24 protein-coding genes, 1 tRNA gene and 2 pseudogenes are annotated in these 24,152 nt (G+C 70.7%); 16 read left to right on the forward strand and 11 right to left on the reverse strand.

Going from position 1 to position 24,152, the window contains the following annotated elements; translation table 11 throughout:
- Nucleotides 1-287: pseudogene (locus ACFV0Q_RS07490) on the forward strand (hypothetical protein); the annotation flags it as partial.
- An 81-nt stretch (nt 288-368) separates the two neighbouring features.
- Here ACFV0Q_RS07490 and ACFV0Q_RS07495 read toward each other — a convergent pair.
- Nucleotides 369-1,415, reverse strand: coding sequence for a hypothetical protein (locus tag ACFV0Q_RS07495; RefSeq protein ID WP_385001887.1), 1,047 nt, complete (start codon nt 1,413-1,415; stop codon nt 369-371).
- Nucleotides 1,416-1,650: 235 nt separating this feature from the next.
- On the opposite strand from ACFV0Q_RS07495, the gene ACFV0Q_RS07500 reads away from it, so the two are divergent.
- Nucleotides 1,651-2,589 carry a Yip1 family protein gene (locus tag ACFV0Q_RS07500; RefSeq protein ID WP_385001890.1) on the forward strand — a complete coding sequence of 313 codons (939 nt, stop codon included), beginning with the start codon at nt 1,651-1,653 and terminating at the stop codon, nt 2,587-2,589.
- An 86-nt stretch (nt 2,590-2,675) separates the two neighbouring features.
- Here ACFV0Q_RS07500 and ACFV0Q_RS07505 read toward each other — a convergent pair whose 3' ends face one another.
- Together ACFV0Q_RS07505 and dcd are read right to left on the reverse strand one after the other, a co-directional pair.
- A complete protein-coding gene (locus tag ACFV0Q_RS07505; protein WP_266576532.1) occupies nt 2,676-3,173 on the reverse strand; it encodes a phosphoribosyltransferase in 498 nt (165 codons plus the stop codon).
- Entirely contained in the window at nt 3,170-3,757 is a 588-nt protein-coding gene (dcd, locus tag ACFV0Q_RS07510) for a dCTP deaminase (RefSeq protein ID WP_190186080.1), read from the reverse strand. Before dcd ends, ACFV0Q_RS07505 begins: the two co-directional genes overlap by 4 nt.
- 468 nt (nt 3,758-4,225) lie before the next feature.
- On the opposite strand from dcd, the gene ACFV0Q_RS07515 reads away from it, so the two are divergent.
- Nucleotides 4,226-4,299, forward strand: a tRNA-Gly gene (locus ACFV0Q_RS07515).
- A gap of 51 nt (nt 4,300-4,350) precedes the next feature.
- Here the strand turns inward: ACFV0Q_RS07515 and ACFV0Q_RS07520 are convergent.
- From ACFV0Q_RS07520 to ACFV0Q_RS07535, 4 genes and pseudogenes are all read right to left on the reverse strand, one after another.
- Nucleotides 4,351-5,169: pseudogene (locus ACFV0Q_RS07520) on the reverse strand (tyrosine-type recombinase/integrase); the annotation flags it as partial.
- 1,419 nt (nt 5,170-6,588) lie between these two features.
- Complete coding sequence (locus tag ACFV0Q_RS07525; protein ID WP_385001894.1) at nt 6,589-6,870, reverse strand: hypothetical protein; 282 nt, start codon at nt 6,868-6,870, stop codon at nt 6,589-6,591.
- Between the two features lie 521 nt (nt 6,871-7,391).
- Nucleotides 7,392-8,051, reverse strand: a complete 660-nt coding sequence (locus ACFV0Q_RS07530) for a response regulator (RefSeq protein ID WP_385001897.1) — start codon at nt 8,049-8,051, stop codon at nt 7,392-7,394.
- Nucleotides 8,048-9,292: a sensor histidine kinase gene (locus ACFV0Q_RS07535; RefSeq protein ID WP_385001900.1), complete on the reverse strand. Its 1,245-nt coding sequence runs from the start codon at nt 9,290-9,292 to the stop codon at nt 8,048-8,050. Before ACFV0Q_RS07535 ends, ACFV0Q_RS07530 begins: the two co-directional genes overlap by 4 nt.
- 131 nt (nt 9,293-9,423) lie before the next feature.
- On the opposite strand from ACFV0Q_RS07535, the gene ACFV0Q_RS07540 reads away from it, so the two are divergent.
- Complete coding sequence (locus ACFV0Q_RS07540; protein ID WP_385001903.1) at nt 9,424-10,341, forward strand: ABC transporter ATP-binding protein; 918 nt, start codon at nt 9,424-9,426, stop codon at nt 10,339-10,341.
- Nucleotides 10,338-11,192, forward strand: a complete 855-nt coding sequence (locus tag ACFV0Q_RS07545; protein ID WP_385001906.1) for an ABC transporter permease subunit — start codon at nt 10,338-10,340, stop codon at nt 11,190-11,192. Before ACFV0Q_RS07540 ends, ACFV0Q_RS07545 begins: the two co-directional genes overlap by 4 nt.
- A gap of 302 nt (nt 11,193-11,494) precedes the next feature.
- On the opposite strand, the gene ACFV0Q_RS07550 is transcribed toward ACFV0Q_RS07545, so the two are convergent.
- On the reverse strand, nt 11,495-12,214 hold the full coding sequence (locus tag ACFV0Q_RS07550) for a DUF4232 domain-containing protein (RefSeq protein ID WP_385001909.1): 720 nt from the start codon (nt 12,212-12,214) through the stop codon (nt 11,495-11,497).
- Nucleotides 12,215-12,530: 316 nt separating this feature from the next.
- On the opposite strand from ACFV0Q_RS07550, the gene ACFV0Q_RS07555 reads away from it, so the two are divergent.
- Complete coding sequence (locus tag ACFV0Q_RS07555) at nt 12,531-12,920, forward strand: helix-turn-helix domain-containing protein (protein WP_385001912.1); 390 nt, start codon at nt 12,531-12,533, stop codon at nt 12,918-12,920.
- 345 nt (nt 12,921-13,265) lie between these two features.
- Nucleotides 13,266-14,099: a hypothetical protein gene (locus tag ACFV0Q_RS07560; protein WP_385001915.1), complete on the forward strand. Its 834-nt coding sequence runs from the start codon at nt 13,266-13,268 to the stop codon at nt 14,097-14,099.
- A 267-nt stretch (nt 14,100-14,366) separates the two neighbouring features.
- Here the strand turns inward: ACFV0Q_RS07560 and ACFV0Q_RS07565 are convergent, their stop codons facing one another.
- Entirely contained in the window at nt 14,367-14,633 is a 267-nt protein-coding gene (locus tag ACFV0Q_RS07565) for a hypothetical protein (RefSeq protein ID WP_385001918.1), read from the reverse strand.
- 133 nt (nt 14,634-14,766) lie between these two features.
- Between ACFV0Q_RS07565 and sigJ the strand changes: the two genes are divergently transcribed.
- The 5 genes from sigJ to ACFV0Q_RS07590 all read left to right on the forward strand — a co-directional run bounded on the left by sigJ (nt 14,767) and on the right by ACFV0Q_RS07590 (nt 19,486).
- Entirely contained in the window at nt 14,767-15,711 is a 945-nt protein-coding gene (gene sigJ, locus ACFV0Q_RS07570) for an RNA polymerase sigma factor SigJ (RefSeq protein ID WP_385001920.1), read from the forward strand.
- 113 nt (nt 15,712-15,824) lie between these two features.
- Nucleotides 15,825-17,027 carry an NAD(P)/FAD-dependent oxidoreductase gene (locus ACFV0Q_RS07575; protein ID WP_385001923.1) on the forward strand — a complete coding sequence of 401 codons (1,203 nt, stop codon included), beginning with the start codon at nt 15,825-15,827 and terminating at the stop codon, nt 17,025-17,027.
- A gap of 278 nt (nt 17,028-17,305) precedes the next feature.
- A complete protein-coding gene (locus ACFV0Q_RS07580; RefSeq protein WP_385001926.1) occupies nt 17,306-17,854 on the forward strand; it encodes a hypothetical protein in 549 nt (182 codons plus the stop codon).
- Entirely contained in the window at nt 17,851-18,990 is a 1,140-nt protein-coding gene (locus ACFV0Q_RS07585; RefSeq protein WP_385001929.1) for a hypothetical protein, read from the forward strand. The genes ACFV0Q_RS07580 and ACFV0Q_RS07585 overlap by 4 nt, the downstream gene beginning before the upstream one ends.
- A 4-nt stretch (nt 18,991-18,994) precedes the next feature.
- On the forward strand, nt 18,995-19,486 hold the full coding sequence (locus ACFV0Q_RS07590; protein WP_385001932.1) for a hypothetical protein: 492 nt from the start codon (nt 18,995-18,997) through the stop codon (nt 19,484-19,486).
- Nucleotides 19,487-19,632: 146 nt separating this feature from the next.
- Here the strand turns inward: ACFV0Q_RS07590 and ACFV0Q_RS07595 are convergent, their stop codons facing one another.
- Nucleotides 19,633-20,268, reverse strand: a complete 636-nt coding sequence (locus tag ACFV0Q_RS07595) for a TetR/AcrR family transcriptional regulator (protein ID WP_385001935.1) — start codon at nt 20,266-20,268, stop codon at nt 19,633-19,635.
- 106 nt (nt 20,269-20,374) lie between these two features.
- On the opposite strand from ACFV0Q_RS07595, the gene ACFV0Q_RS07600 reads away from it, so the two are divergent.
- From ACFV0Q_RS07600 to ACFV0Q_RS07610, 3 genes are all read left to right on the forward strand, one after another.
- Nucleotides 20,375-21,331 (forward strand): alpha/beta fold hydrolase, encoded by a 957-nt coding sequence (locus ACFV0Q_RS07600; RefSeq protein WP_385001938.1) that lies wholly within the window; start codon nt 20,375-20,377, stop codon nt 21,329-21,331.
- A gap of 90 nt (nt 21,332-21,421) precedes the next feature.
- Nucleotides 21,422-22,729 carry a serine hydrolase domain-containing protein gene (locus ACFV0Q_RS07605; protein WP_385001941.1) on the forward strand — a complete coding sequence of 436 codons (1,308 nt, stop codon included), beginning with the start codon at nt 21,422-21,424 and terminating at the stop codon, nt 22,727-22,729.
- 181 nt (nt 22,730-22,910) lie between these two features.
- A complete protein-coding gene (locus ACFV0Q_RS07610) occupies nt 22,911-23,114 on the forward strand; it encodes a cold-shock protein (protein WP_190093980.1) in 204 nt (67 codons plus the stop codon).
- A gap of 148 nt (nt 23,115-23,262) precedes the next feature.
- Here ACFV0Q_RS07610 and ACFV0Q_RS07615 read toward each other — a convergent pair whose 3' ends face one another.
- Complete coding sequence (locus ACFV0Q_RS07615) at nt 23,263-23,631, reverse strand: hypothetical protein (protein WP_385001945.1); 369 nt, start codon at nt 23,629-23,631, stop codon at nt 23,263-23,265.
- Between the two features lie 112 nt (nt 23,632-23,743).
- On the opposite strand from ACFV0Q_RS07615, the gene ACFV0Q_RS07620 reads away from it, so the two are divergent.
- A complete protein-coding gene (locus ACFV0Q_RS07620; RefSeq protein ID WP_385001948.1) occupies nt 23,744-24,088 on the forward strand; it encodes a MerR family transcriptional regulator in 345 nt (114 codons plus the stop codon).
- Nucleotides 24,089-24,152: the final 64 nt, after the last annotated feature.

The following is a 24,152-nucleotide window of genomic DNA, read 5'->3' on the forward strand; positions in this document are numbered from 1 at the left end:
CCGCCACGGAGTCGGACACCGAGCCGGAGGCTCCGGCGGACTCGGTTACCGAGACCCCGGCGGAGGCGAAGGCCGAGCCGGAAGCCAAGGCCGCGGAAGCCGCCGCGGAGGCCGAGCCGGAGGCTCGGGCGGACACCGCCGCCGAGGCTCCGGCCGAGGCGAAGCCCGCAGCGGAGGCCGCAGCGGAGGCCGAGTCGAAGGCGGAGGCTCCGGCCGAGGCCGAGACCCCGGCGGAGCCGGAGGCCGAGGCCAAGGGCGACACCGCGGCGGAGCCGTCCGCCAAGTAGGCGCGGGCAGCACGCGGCGAAACGGAACGGCCGGTCCCCCCACCAGGGGGGACCGGCCGTTCCCGTTCACCGGACCCTGCGTCAGCCGCGCCCGCGCCGCAGCAGCGCGAAGCCCAGCCCCGCCGCACCCACCGCGGCCATGCCGCCGCCCGCGGCGAGCAGCACCGGGGTGTCGGCCCGCGGCCCCTCGGCGACGCCCTCCGCACCGGCCTTCACGCCGCCCTTCGGCACCACCCGCTCGGGCTGCGGCGTCTGCGTCGCCGTGACCGCCGGCTTCGGGGCGACGGGCTTCGCCGTCTCCTTGTCCTTCTCCACCGTGTACTTCTCGATCAGGTTGCCGGTGGCGAAGTCGTAGACCCAGCTGTTCCCGCCGCTCTTGCCGTCGATGACGACGAACTTCACGCGCTTCCCGTCCTGGACGAGCTTGTACGTCCACCCGTCGTTCAGCGCGCTCGGGTTCTTCAGGTCGATCGTGCCGAGCAGGTTCCCGTTCGGCAGGGAGATCTCGACGCGCTTGCCCTTGGGCCCGTCGACGAGCTTCGCGATCCGCCCGTCCGGCATGGTGATCCGGACCGAGGTCTCCTTCTTGGCCTCCGGCTCCGGCTTGGGCTTCGGCTTCTCGACGGGCTTCTCGACGGGCTTCTCGACCGGCTTCTGCCCGCCCTCGATCCACGAGGTCACGGTGCCGTTCGGCTGGAGCACCACGTGCAGGCCGTTGTTCTGCCCGTACGCCGGCTTGCCGCCCTTGCTGACCAGGGTGTCCAGCTTCGTGCCGCCCGCGAAGACGTCGGCCTCGAAGTGGCTGTCGCCGATCTTGTAGACCTTGGCGACCGAACCGTCGGCCAGCTTCACGGTGGTGAGGAAGGCCCGCACCTTCTCCGGCGGGGTCGTCGGCGTGACCGGCGGGGTCGTGGGCGGCGTGACCGGCGGGGTCACGGGAGGCGTCACCGGCGGCGTCACCGGCGGCTCCGACGGATCCACCGCCGGCTGCTCGACGCCCGGCAGCACCTCCGGCTCCGGCGCCGTCGGCGAATCCGCGAAGGCGGCCCCCACGGGCAGGGCCAGGACGGCGGCCGCTCCGGTGAGGACGGCGGCGGTACGAAGGGTGGTGCGGCGAGTGCTGCGCATGGCGGGGGCTCTTTCCGTGCTCGTTCGTGACTCCGTGGCGGCGACACTCCCGAAGCTACGGACCGAACATCTACGCATTCCGTCGGCAACGTAACGAACCCCCGCAGACCTCCGCGCAGCCACGTAAACCCACCGCCCCCACCATCCCCTAGGGGATGTCACAGGTCAGCCGCAAAGGCCACGTGTTCCGGCGGCCGGGCCACCGATGCCCTCCGGAGCAGGTACTTTCGATCACGTGGCTGGATTCAGGATCGGACGCGGCCGGGACAACAACCGCCCCCCGCAACAACCCCCGCAAGCCCCGCGGCAGCAGCCGTACGGTCAGCAGCAGGCGCCACAAGCGCCGCAGGCCCCGTACGGCCGTCAGCAGTACCCGCCCGCCGGGGCGCCCCCGCAGCAGCACTGGCCGCAGCAGGGCGGCGCCGCGGACCAGGGCGAGCCCGAGTACTTCGACCCGTACGGCCAGCCCCACGGCCAGCCGCACGCGCAGCCGCCGCAGAGCGGGTACGCGCCGCCGCACGAGGCCTCGTACGCGAACAACCCGGGTCACACCCAGGCCTTCAACTTCAACGAGGACCCGTACAGCCAGGGCGGGACCTACCAGGCGGGCGCGGCGGCCGCCGCCCCCGTCGGGCCGCGGCTGCCCTGGAAGGAGCTGCTGCGCGGCATCGTCATGCGGCCGGGGCCGACGTTCCTGCAGATGCGCGACTACGCCGTCTGGGGTCCGGCGCTGATCGTGACCTTCCTCTACGGGATGTTCGCGGTCTTCGGCTTCGACAAGGCCCGCGAGGACGCGATCAAGGCGACCCTCACCCAGGCGATCCCGATCGTCCTCAGCACCGGCGTGGCCTTCGTCATCTGCGGGCTGCTGCTGGGCGCGGTCACGCACACCCTGGCCCGCCAGCTGGGCGGCGACGGCGCGTGGCAGCCGACGGTCGGGCTCTCGATGCTGGTCATGTCCCTCACGGACGCGCCGCGCCTGCTCTTCGCGATCTTCCTGGGCGGCGACAACATGCTCGTCCAGATCCTGGGCTGGGCCACCTGGCTGGCGGCCGGCGCCCTGTTCACGTCGATGGTCAGCAAGTCGCACGACCTGCCGTGGCAGAAGGCGCTCGGCGCCTCCGCGATCCAGCTGATCGCCCTGCTGTCGATCATCAAACTGGGCACGCTCTGACAACGGCCGACACGCGAAGGGCCCGCCGCGCAGCAGCGCGGCGGGCCCTTCGTACATAGCTCGGTACGTCAGCTCGGTACGTCACCTCAGGCGTCGAGGACCTGTCCCTCGCGCTTGACCACGGGCGGCTCGACCGACCACGGGAAGTTGATCCACTCGTCGGTCTTCTTCCACACGTACTCGCACTTCACGAGGCTGTGCGACTTCTCGTAGATCACGGCCGACCGCACCTCGGCGACGTGGCCGAGGCAGAAGTCGTGGACCAGCTTGAGCGTCTTGCCGGTGTCGGCGACGTCGTCGGCGATCAGCACCTTCTTGTTGGTGAAGTCGATCGCCTCGGGCACGGGCGCCAGCATGACCGGCATCTCCAGCGTGGTCCCGACGCCCGTGTAGAACTCGACGTTCACGAGGTGGATGTTCTTGCAGTCGAGCGCGTACGCCAGACCGCCCGCCACGAACACCCCGCCGCGCGCGATGCTCAGGATGATGTCCGGCTCGTAGCCGTCGTCGGCGATGGTCTGCGCCAGCTCGCGGACGGCGCGTCCGAACCCCTCGTAGTCGAGGTTCTCCCGTACTTCGCTCATGCCTCGTGCCTCACCTGGGTGCGGTGGAAGTTCTGGAAGGAGCGCGAGGCGGTCGGCCCGCGCTGCCCCTGGTACCTGGAGCCGTACCGCTCGCTGCCGTACGGGAACTCCGCGGGCGAACTGAGCCGGAAGAGGCACAGCTGCCCGATCTTCATCCCGGGCCACAGCTTGATCGGCAGGGTGGCGAGGTTCGACAGCTCCAGGGTCACGTGCCCCGAGAACCCGGGGTCGATGAACCCGGCGGTCGAATGCGTCACCAGACCCAGACGGCCCAGGCTGGACTTCCCCTCCAGTCTGGAGGCGATGTCCTCGGGCAGCGAGATGACCTCGTACGTCGAGGCGAGCACGAACTCGCCCGGATGCAGGATGAAGGCCTCGTCCCCGTCGGGCTCGACCATGCGGGTCAGGTCGGGCTGCTCGGTGGCGGGGTCGATGTGCGCGTAGCGGTGATTCTCGAACACCCGGAAGAACCGGTCGAGGCGCACGTCGATGCTGGAGGGCTGCACCATCGACTCGTCGAAGGGGTCAATGCGAACCCGTCCGCTGTCGATCTCGGCCCGGATGTCTTTGTCGGAGAGAAGCACGTCCCGAGGATACGCAGAGCGCGCGGGCCACCCCCAATCGGAGCGACGCCCGCGCGCCCGGCCCACCGGCCTGCCCGCCTAGCGCTTGACGCCGCCCACGGGCACCGCGTGCCTCAGCCGCGCGCACCGCGGACACCGCAGCAACCGCCCGGGACCGATCCGGCCGGCACCGAGGTGCTGCAACGGAAACGAGGCGGTGCTGAAAACATGCCCTTCGGCACAACGGACGACTGTGTGCTCCATCGAGTCCCTTTCCCCAACGAGCCGTACTGCGATGAATCGCCACATTAGGGGATGATCGGGACCCACTCCAGCCGCCGCTCCGACCCCCCACGCTACGCCCCAACTCCCGCCCCCACGAACCCTGCTGCCCGACTTCCGCGGGCTACGCCTCCCGGGGGAATTCACCGGGGGTGGATCATGGGGTACAGTGTGCAACGGTAAGACTCCAGGAAACTGGACCGCCGTGCGGATGTAGTTTAATGGTAGAACATGAGCTTCCCAAGCTTATAGCGCGGGTTCGATTCCCGTCATCCGCTCCATAACGAAGCCCCAGGTCAACGACCTGGGGCTTTTGTGTTGCCTAGACCTCGCTATTGGTCGCGTGCCAGTTCCGTGCCAGAAGCCTCGGCACGCAGCGCCTGCACCCGGGCATCGATCCCCGCGGCCACTTCCTTCTGCCGGGCCGGGTTCGAGTGCTGGTAGATCATGGCCGCCTTCTCCGAGGACTGGCCGGCTCGGACCATCGTGTCCCTGAGGGTGGCGCCCGACTGGGTCGACAGGGTGTGGCCGGTGTGACGAAGGTCGTAGAGCGTGAAGCCGTCCGGCAGTCCGACGTTCTTACGGGCCTTCTTCCACTTCCGTCCGAAGGTCGTCCGCCGAAAGGGGGCGCCCCTCTCCCCCACGAAGAGCAGACCGTCCGGCTTTTGCTCCGCATAGAGGGCCATGTGGAGCTTGAGGTCAGCCCCCATGAATTCCGGCAGGACGATGAACCGCTTGCCCGCCTCGGACTTGGTGTCGCCGGGGGCCCGCTTGCCCGTGTTCAGCTCAGGCTCAGCGGACCGCACCCATACGCCGTTGTTGACCAGGTCGACGTCATGGCGCCGCAGGGCCGCCTGTTCCTCAGGTCGGGCGGGACCGTAGGCCGCGATGTAGACCAGTAGCTTCCAGCGTGCCCCCAGTTCCCGGGCGAGCGCGTCGACCTGCTCGACGGTGGCGGTGGGCCGCTCGGCCGGAGATTCCTTCCCGGCGCCCTTGATCCGGCACGGGTTTCGGCGGATCAACTCGTCATCGGCAGCCGTCCCCATGATCGCTTTCAGCAGTCGGTAGGTCTTCGCCACGGTCGTGGCTCCGGTGACCTTGAGCCGCTCGGACCGCCAGGTTCGGACGCGGGGCGGGGTGATCTCGTCAAGCACCCGGCTGCGCTCCGCTCCGCCAGGCGGGCTTCCCGGCGCCGCTCCGCGCGACGCTCCTGCCTCCGGCCCGCTCCGCGCGCGCTCCACCGACGCCCGCCCCTGCAAGTCGGGATAGGCCAAAGGGCATGAGCTGAACCCCGGGGCCGCGGGTTCCCTCCCTCACCGACATGCCTCCGGCGGGGGCGCTCCGACTCCGGGATGGACGGGGCGCCGTTCGCGGGTGCCGGCCGTGGTGGGTTGAGGTGGGGAACTCCCATCCCGTCCACCGTCGACCCAGGACAAGCCGAGCAGACACGGCACCGGGCGCACCGCGCCCGCTCCACATACGTGTGGGTCGACGGCGGACGGGATGGGAGTTGGGGCGGTCGTGGGTACAGGTAGTTTTCCGTCTCAACTGCCGTAGAGGCGGGCGTGATCGGGTGCCCGCAGTGCTCTGATGCTTAGATATCGGGGAGTTGGTCTCGCCGATGGAGCCTAGCTCGGCGATATTTGTAAAATGGATCTGCGTCCATTTCTCCCAATTCCCAGCGGTATGCAACGCCGATATATCCCACCACCATAGAACTGGAAAACATGATCAATTGACCTCGGGAAGGGCTGACCGCGCCTACCGTTTCCCCGAAACCCTCTCCGATTATCCAGTCATCTTTCTTTCCTGATCTGTGGAGCTTCCAGAGATTTAGGTCCTTGCATGTGACTATGTGGAGACTTGGCAGGAAATTTCCCCCGTCGAGGAAGCTTATGAACTCCGGGGGACTGGGAAGCCGTCATCTTCAACTCGGCAACCGATCTGTTTTACGAAGTACCGGGCAAGGTTGACGGTGTCGACGGCCCAGCTGTCGCCGTACACCCGCTTCATGTCGATGTACCGGGAGCGACGGAGGCGGCGGCCATCACTCCACAGGTAGTCAACGAAACGATCGTAGGCGCGATCGAATGGCTGGCTTCGGGCGTTATTGCATGCGGCGCAGAGGTTTGCGCGAAACCGCACTCGGTGCGAATTCCTAATTGAGCGAATCGGGTGCTGGGTCGCGCCGCTGACCCAGATTAGATTCTCCTTTGACCCACAGGAGAGTCGGGCTAGATTCCTCCGCTTGAACTTGTGCTCCTGGGAATCGGCAGTGGATCCACACCACCAGCAAAGCCCGCTTGGAGAGACCCTGTAAGCATCCAGATCATCTCCCTGAAGGAAGTTCTCTTCGCTCATGATTCCCCGAGTGTGTGAAGTCCGCAGGAATAGCTGTGTCCCAAGCATCTTAAGATCTAGGGCAGGCGGGGGCCATGGGTTTCTGTCGGCGCAGTGGTACAGCAGCGAAGTACCGCAACTCCAGCGGCCAGCTCAGTCCGCTACCGCCTATCCCGGACCTCTAAGCAGCCGATATGACCGTTGTTGACCGATGCGGCTAGAGCTACGGATCAGGTACTGTCGACCGCGTCCAGTTCGGCTTTCCGCCGACGGGCGTAGCCCTCCAGGTCCCGCTTGATGGTCATGACCTCTTCGACCTGGATGCGGATTGGCCAGCAGTGCTGGCCATCGCAGGAGCGCGGGAAGCTGCCGTCGATGAGCGAGATGCCGCTGAGTACTACCCAGCCGTCATCGTCGATCTCCGTGCAGAGAACCGGGTGGAAGAAGCAGTCCTCATAGATGTCCCCTACCCGGATGCCCGCCGGGTTGCGTGGGTCTATCGCGTCGTTCATGCCGCACAACATGCCATGAGCAGAAGCGCTGAAACGAACGGCTGAGCTTCGTGAGAGGGGGGCGGGGTCGGAGCCCCATCGGGATCCCGAAGCCGAGGCTCGGGGACGCCTGTCCGGCCACCCCCCTTGGCCGCCGTGTTCCTCAGTGGGAACATCGAACCGGCTCATCACGTAGGCGGAGGCTAACGCCGGCCACTGACAACGGCCGGTGGCCACCCACCGTGTACGTGCCAGACGCGTGCCAGGTAGGAACGGGGAACAGGGGTCAACGGCGGGCGCCAGCGTGGGCCCCAAGGTTCTCCATGAAGACTGGTTTCGCTGGTCAGAGGCCAGATAGAGCCGACAAGATCGGTGATTCCCAAGCTTATCGCGCGGGTTCGATTCCCGTCATCCGCTCTTGCAAGAAGGCCCAGGTCAGCGACCTGGGCCTTCTTCGTTGTCCAGACCTCTCTGGTCTCGCCGTGCCCCAACTCGACGGAACCCCATGGGAGTCGGTGCCCGCGCGGAGGATTGTTCGTCCCTCAGCGGGACGGCGACACCAGTCCTGCCTCGTAGGCGGCGATGACGAGGTGGACCCGGTCTCGGGCGCCCAGCTTGGACAGCAGACTCGCGACGTGGGCCTTGGCGGTGCCGGGGCTGATGTGGAGGCGGGTCGCGAGTTCGGCGTTGGACAGGCCACGGCCCACGAGAGTGAGCACTTCTCGTTCACGCGCGGTGACCGCGGCGAGTTCCGGCGCGGGCGGGGAGGGTACGGGGCGGCCGGCGAACTCCGCGATGAGGCGGCGGGTGACGCCAGGCGCGATCAAGGCGTCGCCGGCGGCCACGACCCGGATGGCGTTGAGGAACCCGTCGAGATCCATGTCCTTGACGAGAAAGCCGCTCGCTCCGGCCCGCAGGGAGGCGTGGACATGGGTGTCGCTGTCGAAGGTGGTGAGCACGACGACCCGGGCCTCCGGGGACTCGGTGGTGATCATCTGCGTGGCCTCGATGCCGTCCATGCCGGGCATGCGGATGTCCATGACGACGATGTCGGGGGCGAGTTCCCTGGCCAGGGCGACGGCCTGGGCGCCGGTCGCGGCCTCTCCGACGACGTCGATGTCGGGTGTGCCGTCGATGACCATGCGCAGGCCGGTGCGGACCAGCGGCTGGTCGTCGGCGAGGAGGAGACGGATCGTCGTCATGGCGCCTCGGTGAGGGGTAGGGGGAAGCGGGCAGCGACCCGGTAACCGCCCTCCGGCCGTGGGCCTGCGGCGAAGTCGCCGTCGAGGAGGGCGACCCGCTCCCGCATGCCGCGGATCCCGTAGCCGGTCCCGGTTCCGGCGGCATCCCGGGGGCTGCCGGAGTCCGGGTGGCCCGGTCCGTCGTCGACGATCTCGACGGACAGGTCGTGGGGGCGCCAGTCGACCGTCACCCGGCAGTGCCGAGCGTCCGCGTGACGCACCACGTTGGTCACGGACTCCTGGATGATGCGGAACGCGGACCGGTCGACGGCTTCGGCCAGTCCACGTCGTTCCCCGCCGTGCCGTACCTCGACCTGCACTCCTGCATTCGCCGTCGTCGCGACCAGCCGGTCGAGGTCGGCGAGTCCGGAGGACGGCTCGGCCTCGGCGGCCGACGCCGGTCCCGGCTCCGCGGTCCGCAGGACGTCGAGCATGGTCCGTAGTCCGCGCAGCGTCTCGCGGCTGGTGGTCTCGATGGCGGTGAGCGCGCCGCGCGCCCGCTCCGGTTCGCTGTCGATCACCCGGCTTCCGGCGCCGGCCTGGATGGCGATCACCCCGATGCTGTGCGCGACCATGTCGTGGAGTTCGCGGGCTATGCGCAGCCGTTCGGCCGTGACCGCCTGGGCGGCCACGTGGGCGCGCAGCGCCTCGCCGTACGCGCGCCGCTGGCGTACGTACGTGCCGGTCAGCCAGGCCAGTAGGACGAGCAGGGCCAGGCATGCCGTCAGGCCGAGGAAGCCGGGGGCCAGTACGCGACCCCAGCCGCCGTCCCGGAGGAGGTCCACCTGGAGGACCGTCTCCTGGACCGCGACCGTGGCGAAGGCGGCGGCGAGACCGGCGCGGGGGTGTCGTGTGGCGGCGACGGCGGCGACCAGCAGGCCGGTGACCGGGAAGAGGGGCCAGACCTGCTCGGCCCGAAGGCCCAGGGCCGCCGCGGCGGCGGCCTCGGCCAGCAGGAGCGCGAGGGCCGCGGAGGGCCGGCGCCGCGCCGCTGCGAGCGGTGCGGCCATCACGACCGATGCCGCCGCGAGGCTCACGCCCTCGCGGTCCGGCCCGCCGCCCGGTTCCGCACCGCCCGTGATCGCCACGTACAGCACCAGCCCCAGCAGGGCCATCGCGCAGCTCGTCACCGCTGCCCGCGCACCGCGCGGAAAGCGGTGCATCAGGGGCGCTGGGGGTGCGTACGGCGTGGTCTCGGACACGGGCCGAGCGTAGGCGGCATCCACCCGACGGGCATCAGACCACAGGCGTATGCCTCCGGGCCGAGGCGCGGCGCCGATCCCTGTCGCTGGGGCGATGCGACCCGCCCCCGGCGCGCGGCACCGTGAGTCACGTGATCGAAGTCAACGGACTGACCAAGCGCTACGGCGACGTCCTCGCCGTCAACGACCTCAGCTTCACGGTGCGGCCCGGAACCGTGACCGGGTTCCTCGGCCCGAACGGCGCCGGGAAGAGCACCACCCTGCGGATGATCCTGGGCCTGAACCGCCCCACCGCCGGTACCGCGACCATCGACGGCCGCCCGTTCCTCCGGCGGCAGGCCGGCCTGCACCACGTCGGTGCGCTGCTCGACGCGGGGGACGTCCACCCGGGCCGCAGCGCCGCCGCCCATCTGTCGGCGCTGGCCCGCAGCAACGGGCTGCCCCGCCGCCGGGTGCGGGAGGTCCTGGAGGAGGTGGGTCTGGCGGGCGCGGCACGCCGCCATGTCGGGGGGTTCTCCCTGGGGATGCGGCAGCGGCTCGGCATCGCGACAGCCCTCCTCGGCGACCCACCCGTGCTGCTGTTCGACGAGCCGGTCAACGGCCTGGATCCGGAGGGCGTGCGATGGGTGCGCGGCCTCTTCAAAGGGCTGGCCGCCGAGGGGCGCACGGTACTCGTCTCCAGTCATCTGATGAGCGAGATGGAGAACACCGCCGACCGTCTCGTCGTCATCGGCCGGGGCGAACTGATCGCGGAGGAGAGCGTCGACGATTTCGCCGCGCGCGGTACCCGCAGCCGCACCCATGTCACCGTGCGCACCCCGGACCCCGCCCGGCTCTCGGCCGTACTGGCTCCTGAAGGCGCCGGCGTACAGCCCGACGGACCGGAGACGCTCACGGTCACCGGGCTGACCTCGGACCGCATCGGCGAACTCGCCTTCGAGCACCGGATCGGGCTGCGTGAACTCGCCCCGCACAGCCCATCGTTGGAGGAAGCGTTCATGGAACTCACCACTGGCCGCGCCGAGTACCTCGCTGGTGACCACCGATGACCTCGCTCATGACACCCCGGCCGGCCGCGACCGCCCGCACCCGGGCGCCGGCCGAGCCGCGCGTCCGCCGGCGCGACCTCCTCGCCGCCGAGTGGATCAAACTCTGGTCCCTGCGCTCCACCCGTTGGGTACTCGGGCTCGGCGTCCTGATCCTGATCGCGCTCGCCGTGCAGAGCAGCCTCGACACGTACGACAACTGGCCGGACTTCGGACCCCAGGAGAGATCCCACTACGACCCGATGAGCGAGGCGCTCAGCGGAGCCGGTGTCGCCCTCCTCATGATCGGCGCGGGCACGGTCGGGGCCCTGACGATCGTCGGAGAGTACGCCTCCGGTCTCATCCGCACCACCTTCACCGCGGTACCGGCCCGGCACCAGACGGTGCTGGCAAAGGCGGCCGTCGTCGCGGCCGTCATGCTGGCCGTCGGCACGACCGTCTCGTTCAGCACGTTCTTCGTGAGCCAGGCCATCCTGTCGGGCCGCGACATCGGCATCTCGCTGGGTGAGCCCGGCGTCCCGGGCGTCCTCGCCGCGAACGCGGCACTCGCGCCCGTTTCGGCCCTGGTGGGCATGGGCGTCGGCGCGCTCCTGCGGCATACCGCCATGTCCGTCGTCTCGGCCTGCGGGGTGCTCGTCGTACTGCCGGGCTTCTTCAAACCGACCGTCCATCAATGGGCGAACGAGCTGTTCGGCTACTTCCCCTACTACAGCTGGCGCAGCTGCCTGTCCCAACTGCACCCCCAGGAGGTTGCCGCCCTGCCCTCGGCGGCCGAGGCGTGGACGGGCTTCGCGCTGTGGCCCCTGCTCGCGGTGGCACTCACCGTGGTCGTCGTGCGGCGGCGCGATGTGTGACCCCGTGCCCCTACCGTGCCCTTCAAGGCGGTGAACAGCGGGCAACACGGATGCGGGGGACGCCTCCTGGCGGGCCCTTGGCGGCCTATCTCTGCAGGTCAGGCGCTAAACCACTGCCACGGGCGCCATAGATTCCCAAGCTTATAGCGCGGGTTCGATTCCCGTCATCGGCTCCCTAGCAAAGCCCCAGGTCAGAGACCTGGGGCTTTCGCGTTGCCCAGACCTTTTCAAAGGTCCCGTGCCAGATCCGTGCCAGACGCCTTGGCCCTCGGACGGCCGGGGCCGCGGCCCCGGAACTCCGTTCAGAAGGCGCTCAGCGCGTCGCGGGTGTTGGTGCGGTACAGGCCGACCTTCGGGTCGGCGACGCTGCCCGGCTTGGCCAGCTGGAGGCTGACGCCGTCCGCGTTCGGCATGTGCTCCTTGTCGGCCAGGACATTGACCTCGTCGGCCACGGGGCCGTTGCCACCCGACGGGTTGAGGTCCACGGCCGCGTACGCGGTGGCGCCGGGGTGCACCGGGTACGCCGGGGCGCCGCCCAGACCACCGGGGGCAGTGGCCTGGAGACCGAGCGCGCCGCCCTTGGCGCTGAAGCCGACGGTGGGGAAGTAGTCCAGACCGCAGGAGGTGGAACCGTTGTTGGTCACGGTGATGACGCGGACGGTGGCCGGAGTGCCCGTCGGGGAAGTGACCTTGACGGTCAGGTTCCGCGCCGAGCAGGGGTGGGTGTAGGCGTAGGAGTCACCGGTGGTGTCCCCCGTGTTCTTGCCGCTCGAACCGGCCTTCGCCGGGGTGGCGGTGACCGTGCCGGTTCCGGTGGCCTTGCCGGCGGACGGGGCGGCGGAGGCGCCCTCCCCGGACGGCGTCACGGTCCCGGTCGAGACCGGCTTGTCCGCGTTCTTGGTCGCGGCGGGGTTCGCGGCCGGTCCGGCGGCGCTGTCCGAGCCGCCGCAGGCGGTCAGGGCCAGAGCGAGGCCGGCGGTGGCGGCGGCCAGGGCGGTGGTGCGGAGTCGGTAGGTGCGCATGGGGAACTCTCCGTGTTGGTGCGGTCGTCAGACGGGGGCTTCCGCTTCCCGGCTGACGAGACGTTGGGTGGGGCTGCTGTTCCGGTCGGCTGCTGCCGCAGGCGGCCAGGGCGGTCGGTGGGGCGGGTGGGGGCCCTCCCGTCGCGACCGCCGAATCCGATGGCGGACCGACCGGCTGATGACGCAACTGTGGGGCCGGTTTCGTCCCAGTGGCGTCTGGACCGCGATAGTTGGAACCCTGGAACGCTCCCGACCCCTCTCACCTGGGCGATCGGGCGACCCTGGAACGTGCTTCCGGGATGAGGGGGAGGGTGGAATGGCCACGGAGACGGAGCGGTTCGCGAAGCTGATGCGCGGATTCAAAGAGCGCTCGGGGCGCAGCTACGGCACGCTCGCGAAGCGTCTGCACTCCAGCAACTCGACGCTGCACCGCTATTGCAGCGGCGCGGCGGTGCCCACGGACTACGCCCCCGTGGAGCGGTTCGCGCGAGTCTGCGGTGCCTCGGCCGACGAACTGCTCGCGCTGCACCGGCAGTGGCTGCTGGCGCTGGTGGAGCGGCGGCGGGGGGCGGCGGAGGGGCAGGCCTCGGCGTCGGGGGCGGCCAACTCCGCGGCGCCGCGGGGCGGTGACGCCGCGCCGGAGGCGCCGCCTGCATCGGCGGTGGTGGTGGCTGGGTTGTCTGCGGAGGTCCGGCGGATGGCGTAGACGGACGACCCCGCTCCGGCCCCGGCGTCCGCGGCCGGTTCCGCCCCGTCGCCCGGACCCGCCGCTGCGGAGGCACCCGCCCCCGCCGCGGCGACGGACGCACCCGAACCGGCGGAGCCACCCGCCCCGGCGCCTACCCCCGCTCCCGCGCCGGCACCGGCGGAGGCCCCCGCCCCTGCACCGGCACCGGCACCGGAGGCACCCGCACACGCCCCCGCCGCCCTTGTCCAGCCGGGCCCCGCCCGGGCCTCCGTACCGGGGGCCCGGCGTCCTCGGCTGCTGCTCGCCGTTGCGGCCGCCGTGGCCACCGCCGCGGTGGCGGGGACCGCCGCCGCCGTCTCCGCCATGGGAGATACGGGTCACGGGGACACGCGCCACGGCGCCGTCCAGCCGTCCTCGCGCGAGCGGGCGGCGGCGGGCCCGGCCTTGCCGTCCGGCGGGTCGTCGTCACCCACGCCCACAGCCGATTCCGCACCCCCGTCCAGCCCCGGACCGTCGTCCCCCTCGGCAACGTCCGCGTCCTCCTCGCCGGCCACCGCCAAGGAGGGGGCCTCCGCCACCGCCCCGTTCACGGTCAACGTCCTGCCCGACAACTGGGACAGCCCCTGCGACCAGTGGTTCGCCCTGGACAAGGAACCCGGCACGGTCCCCCCGCCCCCCGCCGGGCAGGCGACCGAAGGGTGGGCCCGGGCCCTGCACGCCGTCCCGGCGGGGCACCTGCGGATGCAGCTGACCGTCCAGGGCACCGAGGGCAAGCCCGCGGTCCTGCACGCCCTGTACGTCCATGTCGTGAGCGGCCGCAAGGCACCCGGCTGGAACGCGTACACCATGGGCGCCGGTTGCGGCGGCGCGCTGGTGCCGGCGTCCTTCGCCGTGGACCTGGACGACGCCTCCCCGAGGGCCAGGCCCGTACCTGGCAAGGAGGGCGAGCGGCCGACGGCCTCGACCGATTTCCCGTACAAGGTCTCCGCCACCGACCCCCAGGTGCTGAACATCGACGCCGCCACACTCGGTCAGGACGTCAGCTGGTACCTGGAGCTGGCCTGGAGCAGTGGCGACCGCCAGGGCACCACCCGCATCGACGACCACGGCCGCCCGTTCCGCACGGTCGCCCTGAACGCCGGCCACACCTACTGGTACAACGCGAACAACAACGCCTGGCTGCCGGACGCGGGATGAAAGGACCGGCTCGCCCGGCAGCACGCCACCTCGGGGAGCTCCCGAGAAGCGGACTGCGCCCTGGGTCTCGCCGGGGAGGCCATCCACGAGCCCTGCGACGGGCCATGCCCCAACCGTGCCCTCAAGGGCGGTCAACAGCGGTCACGACCGGCTCTGGCCGGGCAGTCTCGACCGGTCGGGCCCCGCGTGCCCTTCGCGTGCCATAACCACCCTCATGCGGCGTCAGGTCGCCGCATGGCCTCGTGCGGGGCGGACGGCATCTCGTGATCAGACGGCTTCTCCGGTACCGGTGGAGAGTGCCATGTGGCGCCATTGGCCGAGTTCACGTCGCACCAGATCCAGCTTCGCCTCGACGCGCTCGATCGCGTCCGCACCCAGCTGTAGGCGCAGTGGCGGATCGGCCGCCTCCGTGATGTCGACGATGGCTTTCGCCGCCTTCACCGGATCGCCTGGCTGACGGCCGTCGTTTCCAGCCAGTGCCTCGCGCCGTCCCGCCCGGCCGCCGCACAGGCCGGCACTCTCCAGGAGTGCCATCCGCCGGAGAGCGCGTGATCGCCATCCGGCCGCGCACCGCCCGGACCCACCCCTCCTCCTCCCCCCTCACCCGCTGCCGAGCGCGTGCCCCGTCCGTGCCCGGACCCTTCAGGGGGCGCCTAGGATCGCGGGTATGGCCCTGATCATGAGTGACGTGGACCGGTTCCAGAGCGCCAGGCCTCGGCTGGAGGCCATCGCCTACCGGCTGCTCGGCTCGGCGAGTGAGGCGGAGGACGCCGTGCAGGAAACGTTCCTGCGCTGGCAGGCCGCCGACGTCGGGCGGATCGAGGTGCCCGAGGCCTGGTTGACGAAGGTCCTCACCAACTGGTGCCTCAACATGCTCACTTCGGCACGGGCCCGGCGCGAGACGTACGTGGGCAGGTGGCTCCCCGAGCCGCTGCTCGCCGGGGACCCGATGCTCGGCCCGGCCGATACCGCCGAGCAGCGCGAGTCCGTGTCGTACGCCGTCCTCGTCCTGCTGGAGCGCCTGTCGCCGGGCGAGCGGGCGGTGTACGTGCTGCGCGAGGCCTTCGAGCACGCACACCGGGAGATCGCCGAGATCCTGGACATCACCGAGGCCGCCAGCCAGCAGATCTACCACCGGGCCAAGAAGCACATCGCGGACGGCAAGGCGCGCACCGAGATCGACGCGGCCGCCGCCCGCAGGATCGTCGAGGAGTTCCTGGCGGCGGCGACCACCGGCCGTACCGAACCCCTCGTACGCCTGCTCACCCAGGACGCCGTCGCGGTCGGCGACGGCGGCGGGAAGGTGCCGGCGCGCACGAAGGCGTTCGAGGGCGCGCTCGCGGTCGCCACCTTCATGCGCGGCCTGTTCAAGCCCGGCGAGGCCAAGCGGGCCCATGTCGGCGGCGCGCCCGACATCTACGCCACCACCGCGAACGGCGAGCCCGCCATCGTGGCGGTCGTGGACGGCCGGGTCGTCGGGATCATCTGCCTGGAGGCCACCGCGGAGGGCATCGTCGCGATCCGCACCCAGGCCAACCCCGACAAGCTCGTGCGCGCGACCGAGCTGTGGGCCGCCGCGGACCACGGGGAGGGCCCGCTCCTCAGCCTCTGAGGGGGTGTGACGCGGGTCACGTCCGGATCCTGTCAGGGAACGGGGGGCCGTCCGGTTCAAGAGGCGAAACCACGCCGGACAACGGCGGCCCCCGCCCAGACAGGAGCACGGACATGCAGCACCGCATCGTCATCCTCGGAGCCGGCTACACCGGTGCCGTCGCCGCCGGCCGCCTCGCCAAGCGGCTGCACCGCGAGGACGTCGCCATCACCCTCGTCAACCCCGAGCCCGACTTCGTCGAGCGCGTCCGGCTGCACCAGCTCGCGGTCGGCCAGGACCTCAGGCCCCGGCCGTTCGGCGAGATGTTCGCGGGCACCGGCGTGGAACTGAAGCTGGCGAAGGTCACCTCCGTGGACGTCGACCGCAAGACGGTGACGGTCGCCGCCGCGAACGGCACCGAGCGGGAGCAACTGGCGTACGACACCCTGGTCTACGCCCTCGGCAGCGGCTGGAACGACGGGGGCGTCCCCGGCACCGCCGCACACGCCCACGAGATCTCCAGCCGCCCCGGCGCCCTCCGCCTGCGCGAGCGCCTGGCCACCCTGGACGCGGGCCGGCCGGTGGTCGTGGTCGGCGGCGGCCTGACCGGCCTGGAGGCCGCGACCGAGATCGCCGAGGCCCGCCCGGACCTCGACGTCGCCCTGGCCGCCCACGGCGCCCTCGGCGACTGGCTCTCGGAGAAGGGCCGCGCCCACCTGCGCAAGGTGGTGGACCAGCTCGGCATCACCGTCCACGAACACACCTCGGTCGACGCCGTGGAGGCCGACCGCGTGACGACCGCCGACGGACGGGCCGTCCCCGCCGAGGTCACGGTCTGGACCACGGGCTTCGCCGTGCACCCGATCGCCCGGGCCACCACCCTGGAGGTCACCGACCGCGGCCAGATCGTGGTCGACAGCACGATGCGCTCGGTCTCCCACCCGGACGTGTACGCCGTGGGCGACGCGGCGATGGCGATGGGCCCGGGCGACAAGCCGCTGCGCATGTCCTGCGCCTCGGGCATCCCCATGGCCTGGCAGGCCGCCGACGCCATCGCCGCCCGCCTCACGGACACCAAGGTCCCCCACGTCTCGATCCACTACTCCAAGCAGTGCATCTCCCTCGGCCGCAAGGAGGGCCTGATCCAGTCCGTCACCGCCGACGACCGAGCGGTCGAGAGCGCCCTGACGGGCCGCGCGGGTGCCTTCTTCAAGGAACTGATCTGCAAGGGCGCGGCCTGGAGCGTCGCCAACCCGACGGTGGGCATGCCGTCCCGGCGCCGGCGCGTCGTACGGCAGGAGACCCGCAGCACCGCGCGGACGCAGGCAGCGGCCTGACCTCGCGGCGGCCGGACCGCGGCCACCGGCAGACGTGGTTGAACGCAGCCCCGGGTCAGCGGCCTGGGGCTGCGTCGTTGCCGCCCCGGGGACGGCCGCCCAGGGCGCCGTACGCCACAACAGTGCCGCCTTCTCCCCCGCAAAGCGGAGCCCTCTCCGGGCCTTTCTCCGCGTACCACTCGACATCCCACCCCAGCCGAAGCCCCCCGGCCGGCTCAACTAAGGTGTCTACGCAAATGTGTTCGCATTCACATTCGCGCACGAGGGGGAATCCACACATGGCCGACGACAAACTGCCCGAACCGGCCCAGCTCCCGCTGACCCCGGACGAGCTCAAGCGGCACAACTCCGAGTGGGGCGGCTCCCTCTTCAAAGCGCCGCCCGCCGACAGCTACGCGGACCCGCTGACTCCGCTCCCGCTGCGTCCCGCCTCCCCCCTCCTGCAGAAGCCGCCTTCGCCGGGCTTCCAGCCCTTCGCACCCACACCTGGCGGTCCGCCCCAGGACCAGCTCAAGATCGAGCCCACCGTCCTCAACAAGGCGGCGGGCAGTGCGGACGAGATCCACACCGCCTTCACCCGGCCGGCGGCCGCGCTGGAGGAGCCGGCACAGGCGGCCGTCGCGGCCATGGTGGGCTGGGAGTCCGCGAAGAGCATCCGTACCGCGCAGCTGAACTGGGAGAAGCAGGCGGGGACGGTCGCGGGCTGGCTGGCGCACATCGCCGAGAGCCTGCGCGCCGGAGCCCGGGACTACGGCAAGACCAACGTGGCGGTCCATGACTCGTTCGCGGACCTGACCCGCCGCTCGAAGCTGGACGGACTGCGATGACCACCTTCTACCAGGAGATCCTGGAGACCGATCTCGGGCCACTGGAGAAGCTCGCGACCCAGTGGCGGACGACGCACGACGCCCTCACCAAGCTCCCGAAGCGCGTCCACGACGAAATGCTCACGCCGCTGCGGGACAAGGGCTATTGGGAGGGGGCGGCGGCCCCGTACGCCTGGCGGATGATCGACGACATCGAGCGCCAGCTCGAGGCGGCCGCCAAGGTCACCAAGGCGGCGATCGGCGTCCTGGACGACGCTCTCGGCGAGTTCAAGGCGGTGAAGAAGGACCTGGAGGACGCTGTCCGGCGCGCGCGGGAGAGCGGCGTCCTCGTGGAGGCGAGCGGCGTCGCGGCGACCACCGTCTTCAACGGCCAGTGCAAGGTGATCGAAAAGGACTCCGCCGAGGCGAAGGCGATCGAAGGGGCCCAGAAGGAGATCAACGGCATCGTGAGGCGGGGCATCGCCGCGGACCGGAACCTGGCGTTCGCGCTCATGTCGGACGTCGGGCTCGGCCAGTGGTTCAACACCAGCCCCGGGCACAGCAGCATCGACACGACCAACACGATCTCCCAGGCGGACTACAACGCCTTCAACCTCGCCATGCAGGGCAAAGACCCGTACCCCGCCGAACAGCGGGAAGGCGCGTACGCGCTGGGCTGGGACTACGGCACCGGAAGCGGCCCGCGGTCGCGTGAGTACCACGACGGCGACAAGATGACCGAGCTCATCAAGGCGAGCGTGAGCATGGAGCAGCTGCGCGCCGACACCCTCGCCGAGTGGCGGGACAAGGGGACCCAGGAAGGCACCGTCAGCTATTCGATCTCCAAGGACGGGAAGATCGGCGCGCTCAAGAAGCTCATCACCACCGACCTCCCCGCGATCCTGACCGATGACGAGGAACACCTCGGCGAGGCCTTCGTGGGCTCGTACTCGCTCGGGTACAACGTGAAGGGCCAGGACCCCGACGGCTCCCTCGTCGTCGAGTACACCCTGGAGAACTCCACCAGCAACGAGTCCCTGCTCCACTACGTCGGCTACTACGACTGGCTGAAGAAGACGAACCGCGAGGAAGGCCTGCTCTCCACCATCGATCAGACGATCACCTGGACCGAGCGCCTTCCGGCCGACGGAAAGTAACCCCGTGCACCATCGCCCCCACCGCATCCGCCGCGCCACGGCGGCCCTGGCCGTCCTCATCGGCTCGCTCACCGCCTGCGGCTCGGACTCCTCCGAGCGCTGCGTACCCGAGGCGTCGACGACGGCGAGCGCCGCTCAGCTCGTCGGCAGCTACGCGGGATCCCTCAAGGCCGAGGGCACCCGCCTCACCCTCACCGCCACCCCCGGGGCCAACCAGGGCGGCGCCCTCACGGCGGAGAACTGGCCCACCGGCTCCTTCTACCGCTCGAAGCTCGGCGAGACCTTCAACGGCTCCGGCACCTGGGAAGTCGAGCCCGCCCGCTCCCCCGACGGCCGCTCCCTGCTGCGCCTGCACTTCGACGCGCCGGAACTGCTCCTGCCGGGCGACACCCTCGACAAGCTCTCGATCGGCATCGACGCCGAACGGACCTTCGTCTACGACGACCGCGACCCCGACGTCTGCCCGGACTTCCGCCTGCGCCTCCACAAGAACTGAGCCGGGACGACGGAGCGAGGGGGCCGGGGGCGGGCGGCTCCCGGCTCCGGCTGGCCGGTAGTTGACCATGAGGCATCGCCGACGAGTTCCCCGGTCACGACGCCGCCGTCGCCGGCGGCCGGCCCCCGCCGCTCTTTCCGGACGCGTCAGGCCGGGCCGGCCCCCTTCGCCCGGGTCCCGGTGGTCGTGAAGATCCGGTCCAGGTGGTGACGGAGTACCGCGACGGCCGACTCCGGGCTCCGCTGGCCCACGAGGATGCTGGTGCCCATGGTCGCCGCCATGGCGAGCAGGCTGATCGCCTCCGTGCGCGCGTCGGCGCCGGGGTCGGCCAGGCCTGCCGCCTGTGCCGCTTCGATCAGGCCGGTCAGGGCGTTCTCCGCGGCGTCGGGGTTGTCGATGAAGGGCTGGGCGGCCAGCGCCTCGTCGGTCACGGACAGGATCGAGTAGGAGCTGTAGAGGAGGTGGAAGGTGCGGCTCTCCTCATCGGTCGGGAGGGAGGCCAGCAGCAGCGCCTCGATGGTCGCGCGCGGGCCCGGGTCCGGCCCGGCGGCGGCGAGGCGGGCGCCCACCCGTGCGGTGAAGCGGTCGGTCAGGTGCTGGAGACCGTAGAAGAGCAGTTTCTCCTTGGTCTCGAAGTAGTACTGCACGAGCCGTAGGGACACCCCGGCCTCCGCGGCCACGTCGCGCATGCCGACGGCGTGCAGCCCCCGCCGCCCCGCGACCTGGATCAGTGCCTCGGCGATCTGGGCCCGCCGTTCCTCGTGGTCCACGCGCTTCGGCATGTGCAGGTGTCTCCGCCCGTCGGTGGTGGGTCCTCTTTATGGTACCGCCGTACCACCACTATGGTACGGTCGTATCACGAAGAACGGATCTTCCCGGAGGTGCCCCGTGCCCGAGACCCCCGCACCCGAGAGCGTGACCCGTGTGCGCCGCGACGTCGGCCGCTACGTGAACGACGAGCTGCGCGACCGCTACTTCGCCGCGGGCGAGACGCTCTACGCGATGGGGGCGCCCGTCCGCTCCGAGACGGACGTCGAGACGAGCTTCGGCACCACGCACGTCTACCGGTACGGGCCCTCGGACCCCGCCGCCGGCTCCCGGACGCCGATCGTCCTGATCCACGGCGCCGGCTACAGCTCGGCGATGTGGTACCCCAACACCCCCGGGCTCAGCCTCGACCGCCCCGTCTACGCCCTCGACACCCCCGGCGACGCCAACCGCAGCGTCCACCGCGAGCCCATGTGGCAGCCCGAGCGCGCCGCGCAGTGGATGGACGAGGCCCTCGACGCCCTCGGCCTCGACCGGGTCCACCTCGTCGGCTCCTCCTACGGCGGCTGGCTGGTGCTCAACCAGGCGCACCGCCGGCCCGGGCGACTGGCCTCGGTCACCGCCCTCGACCCCGGCGGGCTGGAGAAGGTCGGCCCGCGCTTCTTCGCCTGGGTCTTCGTGAGCCTGTTCGCCACCTTCGCCCCCAAGGCGCTGCGCCCCCGGCTCGCCAAGTGGCTGGACCAGCCGGTCATAGCCGTCCCCGAGATGCGCAAGTGGATCCAGCTCGGCGCCCGCGCGTACCGGATCCGCCGCCCCGCACCGCTGCCGCTGGCCGAGGACGCGCTGCGGTCCATCCGGACCCCGCTCTACGTCATCATGGGCAAGCACAGCCTGCTCGTACACCCCAAGCGGCAGCTGGAACGCGTTCCGCGCCTTGTTCCCGGAGCCCGCGCCGAGATCATCGCCGCGACGGGCCACGGCCCGCAGATCGACCACCCCGACGTGGTCAACGCCCGCGTGCTGAGCTTCATGGAGGACATCGACTCCCTCGACCCGGCGGCGGCGGTCGACGCGTAGGACCTCCGCGGGCGGGACCCTGATCCCAGGGGCGGCGTAGATTGGTGGGTTATCACTGGTTTTGCCCCGCGTGTGAGAGCTGTGGTTCGGATGAGGAAGGCGCGCCGTACGGGGGTGGTGGTGCCGTGTGCGGCGCTGGTCGCGCTCGGGTGCGCGGTGCCCGCCGGGCCCGCGGCGGCGGTGGGCGGGCCGGTGGCGGTGACCCGGCCGGTGGCGGTGGGCGTTTCCGTCCCGGGGGCGGTGGGCGTTTCCGTCCCGGGGGCGTTGAAGCCCATCGACGCGGAGGCCTTGCGGGTGGCCGTGGAGCGGGCGGCCAAGGAGCTGCTGGTGCCCGGGGCGCTGGTGCTGCTGCGGACCCCGCAGGGAACCTTCCGGGTGGGGGTCGGTACGGCCGAGCTGGGCGCGGACCGGGCGCCCGCCAGTGGCGATCACTTCCGGATCGCCTCCAACACCAAGACCATGACCGCGGCCCTGATCATGCTGCTCGCCCAGGACGGCCGGCTCCGGCTGGGCGACCCGGTGTCCTCGTACGTCGCCGGGGTGCCGAACGGGGAGCACATCACCATCGCCGAGCTGCTGGAGATGCGCAGCGGGCTCTACAACTACACCAACGCGCCCGAGCTCGCGACGATGATGGACGCCGACCCGGGGAAGGCCGTGACGCCGCAGGCCATGCTGGACCTGGCCTTCCGGCGGCCGCCGGGGTTCGCCCCCGGCGCGTCCTACGAGTACAGCAACACCAATTACACGCTGCTGGGCCTGGTCGCCGAGAAGGCGGGCGGCCGGCCGCTGGCCCAGCAGCTGCGGGACCGGCTGTTCGCGCCGCTCGGGCTCAAGGGCACGGCGCTGCCCGCCGCCGACGACACGTCCCTGCCCCGCCCCTACGCGCACGGATACATGTACGGCGGAACGGCCCACGCACTGACCGATCTGCCCTACCCCGCCGACGTCCAGGCGGCGGCCCGGTCGGGAAGGCTGCGGCCCGTGGACTACACCCGCCAGAACCCCTCGTACGCCACCGCCGCCGGAGGCGCCGTCTCCACCGCCGACGACCTGGCCACCTGGATCCGCGCCCTGGTGACGGGCAAGGTCCTGGACCCCGCCTCCCAGCGGCAGTGGATCCACAGCCCGAAGGCCGAGGACCCGGCCCGGCCCGACGGGCAGAAGTACGGGTACGGCATCGCCTACCAGCGCTTCGGTCCGAACGCGGCGATGTACTACCACGGCGGTGAGCTCCCGGGCTTCAACTCCTTCATCGGCCACGACCCGGACAACGACGTCACGCTCGTGGTCTGGGCGAACCTGACCCTGTCTCCCGACGGCCGGACCACGGCCAACGCCCTGCTGCCCGCCATCCTCAAACAGGTCTACACGTCCATATCTGTGGCCGCCGAATGAGAATTTGACGGATTGGCGGGTGAGGGTTTTTGGCGCGTTGAAGTGGTTCGCCATTTTTACGGGCGGGGCATCTTGGCGCGTGCTACTGTCGCTTTTAGTTGCAGTTGTGGTTCCCGAAGTCTTCACGCATTTCCGGTCTTTTCCGGGACGGGGTCCGCACACACCCCGAAGGAGAAAAGACATGGCCGCAGGTACCGTGAAGTGGTTCAACGCCGAAAAGGGTTTCGGCTTCATCGAGCAGGAGGGTGGCGGCCCGGACGTGTTCGCCCACTACTCGAACATCGCCGCCCAGGGCTTCCGTGAGCTTCAGGAAGGCCAGAAGGTGACCTTCGACATCGCGCAGGGCCAGAAGGGCCCGACGGCCGAGAACATCGTTCCCGCCTAAGTCAGCGCGCACCCCGGCCGGGGCCCACATCCTTCGGGATGCGGGCCCCGGCCGTGTTTATTCCCGCATTCTTCTCGCGCATTTCGTTCCGCGGAGTGCCGAGGGCCCCGCCGGCCTGTACCGGCGGGGCCCTTTCCGTGTTTCGCGGTCAGTGGTCGGAGTAGCTGAAGTCGCCCACGGTCCAGGCGCTGACGTCCTCGATCGAGACGCGGTACATGCCGCCGGTCTCGGGGATGCCCACCGTGCCCTGGAGGATGCGGGCGACGTGGAAGTGCAGGTGTGTGGGTGGGTTGTTCTCGCCCGCGGAGCCGGGGGAACCGGTGAAGGCCGCGGAGAACCCGGCCAGGCGGGCCGAGTCGTTCAGGACCTCCGCCACCCGCTGCCTCCAGACGGCTTCGGGAGCCAGCCGCCCGGTGATGACGGCACCTCCGGTGACGACGGTCAGGGACATCTGATTGCTCTGCGCGGACTCCACCAGGGTGGCGATGTCCACGAGCAGCTCGTCAGGCTTCGACATGGAAGCGGATTCTATGCACCGCACCGTCCGAGCGGATGGTGTTGTATTTCCTCCGGGGCCGGGTGCCGTAACGCGCCGCGGCCCCGCGACGCGTTCCCACGAAGAGGTGCAGATGACAGCTGACGACTCGCTCGGCGGCCGGCTCGACGACGACGACTACCCGGCCTACACGATGGGCCGGGCCGCAGAACTGCTCGGCACCACCCCCGGCTTCCTCCGGGCCATCGGAGAGGCGCGCCTGATCACTCCGCTCCGCTCCGAGGGCGGACACCGCCGGTACTCCCGCTACCAGCTGCGCATCGCGGCCCGCGCCCGGGAGCTCGTCGACCAGGGCACGCCCGTCGAGGCCGCCTGCCGCATCGTCATCCTCGAGGACCAGCTGGAAGAGGCCCAGCGCATCAACGCCGAGTTCCGGCGCGCTGCCGGGGGCGGAGAGGGCGGCGAGGGCTCCGGCTGAGCCGAGCGCCACCCGATGGGCGCAACCCGGGGGGCGCTCCCGCCCCGGGGGCCGTCCAATGGAC

Origin of the sequence: Streptomyces sp. NPDC059564 (genome assembly GCF_042735575.1) — a bacterium.
Classification (GTDB): Bacteria; Actinomycetota; Actinomycetes; order Streptomycetales; family Streptomycetaceae; genus Streptomyces.

Excerpts from the sequence above, each read along its gene's own strand:
- ACFV0Q_RS07595 (WP_385001935.1), bottom strand. The coding sequence starts at position 20,268 with ATGCCGAAGCGCGTGGACCACGAGGAACGGCGGGCCCAGATCGCCGAG.
- ACFV0Q_RS07575 (WP_385001923.1), top strand. The coding sequence starts at position 15,825 with ATGCAGCACCGCATCGTCATCCTCGGAGCCGGCTACACCGGTGCCGTC.
- ACFV0Q_RS07615 (WP_385001945.1), bottom strand. The coding sequence starts at position 23,631 with ATGTCGAAGCCTGACGAGCTGCTCGTGGACATCGCCACCCTGGTGGAG.
- ACFV0Q_RS07530 (WP_385001897.1), bottom strand. The coding sequence starts at position 8,051 with ATGACGACGATCCGTCTCCTCCTCGCCGACGACCAGCCGCTGGTCCGC.
- ACFV0Q_RS07565 (WP_385001918.1), bottom strand. The coding sequence starts at position 14,633 with ATGGCACTCCTGGAGAGTGCCGGCCTGTGCGGCGGCCGGGCGGGACGG.
- ACFV0Q_RS07585 (WP_385001929.1), top strand. The coding sequence starts at position 17,851 with ATGACCACCTTCTACCAGGAGATCCTGGAGACCGATCTCGGGCCACTG.
- ACFV0Q_RS07545 (WP_385001906.1), top strand. The coding sequence starts at position 10,338 with ATGACCTCGCTCATGACACCCCGGCCGGCCGCGACCGCCCGCACCCGG.
- ACFV0Q_RS07495 (WP_385001887.1), bottom strand. The coding sequence starts at position 1,415 with ATGCGCAGCACTCGCCGCACCACCCTTCGTACCGCCGCCGTCCTCACC.
- ACFV0Q_RS07620 (WP_385001948.1), top strand. The coding sequence starts at position 23,744 with ATGACAGCTGACGACTCGCTCGGCGGCCGGCTCGACGACGACGACTAC.
- ACFV0Q_RS07605 (WP_385001941.1), top strand. The coding sequence starts at position 21,422 with ATGAGGAAGGCGCGCCGTACGGGGGTGGTGGTGCCGTGTGCGGCGCTG.
- ACFV0Q_RS07580 (WP_385001926.1), top strand. The coding sequence starts at position 17,306 with ATGGCCGACGACAAACTGCCCGAACCGGCCCAGCTCCCGCTGACCCCG.
- sigJ (WP_385001920.1), top strand. The coding sequence starts at position 14,767 with ATGGCCCTGATCATGAGTGACGTGGACCGGTTCCAGAGCGCCAGGCCT.
- ACFV0Q_RS07525 (WP_385001894.1), bottom strand. The coding sequence starts at position 6,870 with ATGAACGACGCGATAGACCCACGCAACCCGGCGGGCATCCGGGTAGGG.
- ACFV0Q_RS07505 (WP_266576532.1), bottom strand. The coding sequence starts at position 3,173 with ATGAGCGAAGTACGGGAGAACCTCGACTACGAGGGGTTCGGACGCGCC.
- ACFV0Q_RS07550 (WP_385001909.1), bottom strand. The coding sequence starts at position 12,214 with ATGCGCACCTACCGACTCCGCACCACCGCCCTGGCCGCCGCCACCGCC.
- ACFV0Q_RS07560 (WP_385001915.1), top strand. The coding sequence starts at position 13,266 with ATGGGAGATACGGGTCACGGGGACACGCGCCACGGCGCCGTCCAGCCG.
- ACFV0Q_RS07610 (WP_190093980.1), top strand. The coding sequence starts at position 22,911 with ATGGCCGCAGGTACCGTGAAGTGGTTCAACGCCGAAAAGGGTTTCGGC.
- ACFV0Q_RS07555 (WP_385001912.1), top strand. The coding sequence starts at position 12,531 with ATGGCCACGGAGACGGAGCGGTTCGCGAAGCTGATGCGCGGATTCAAA.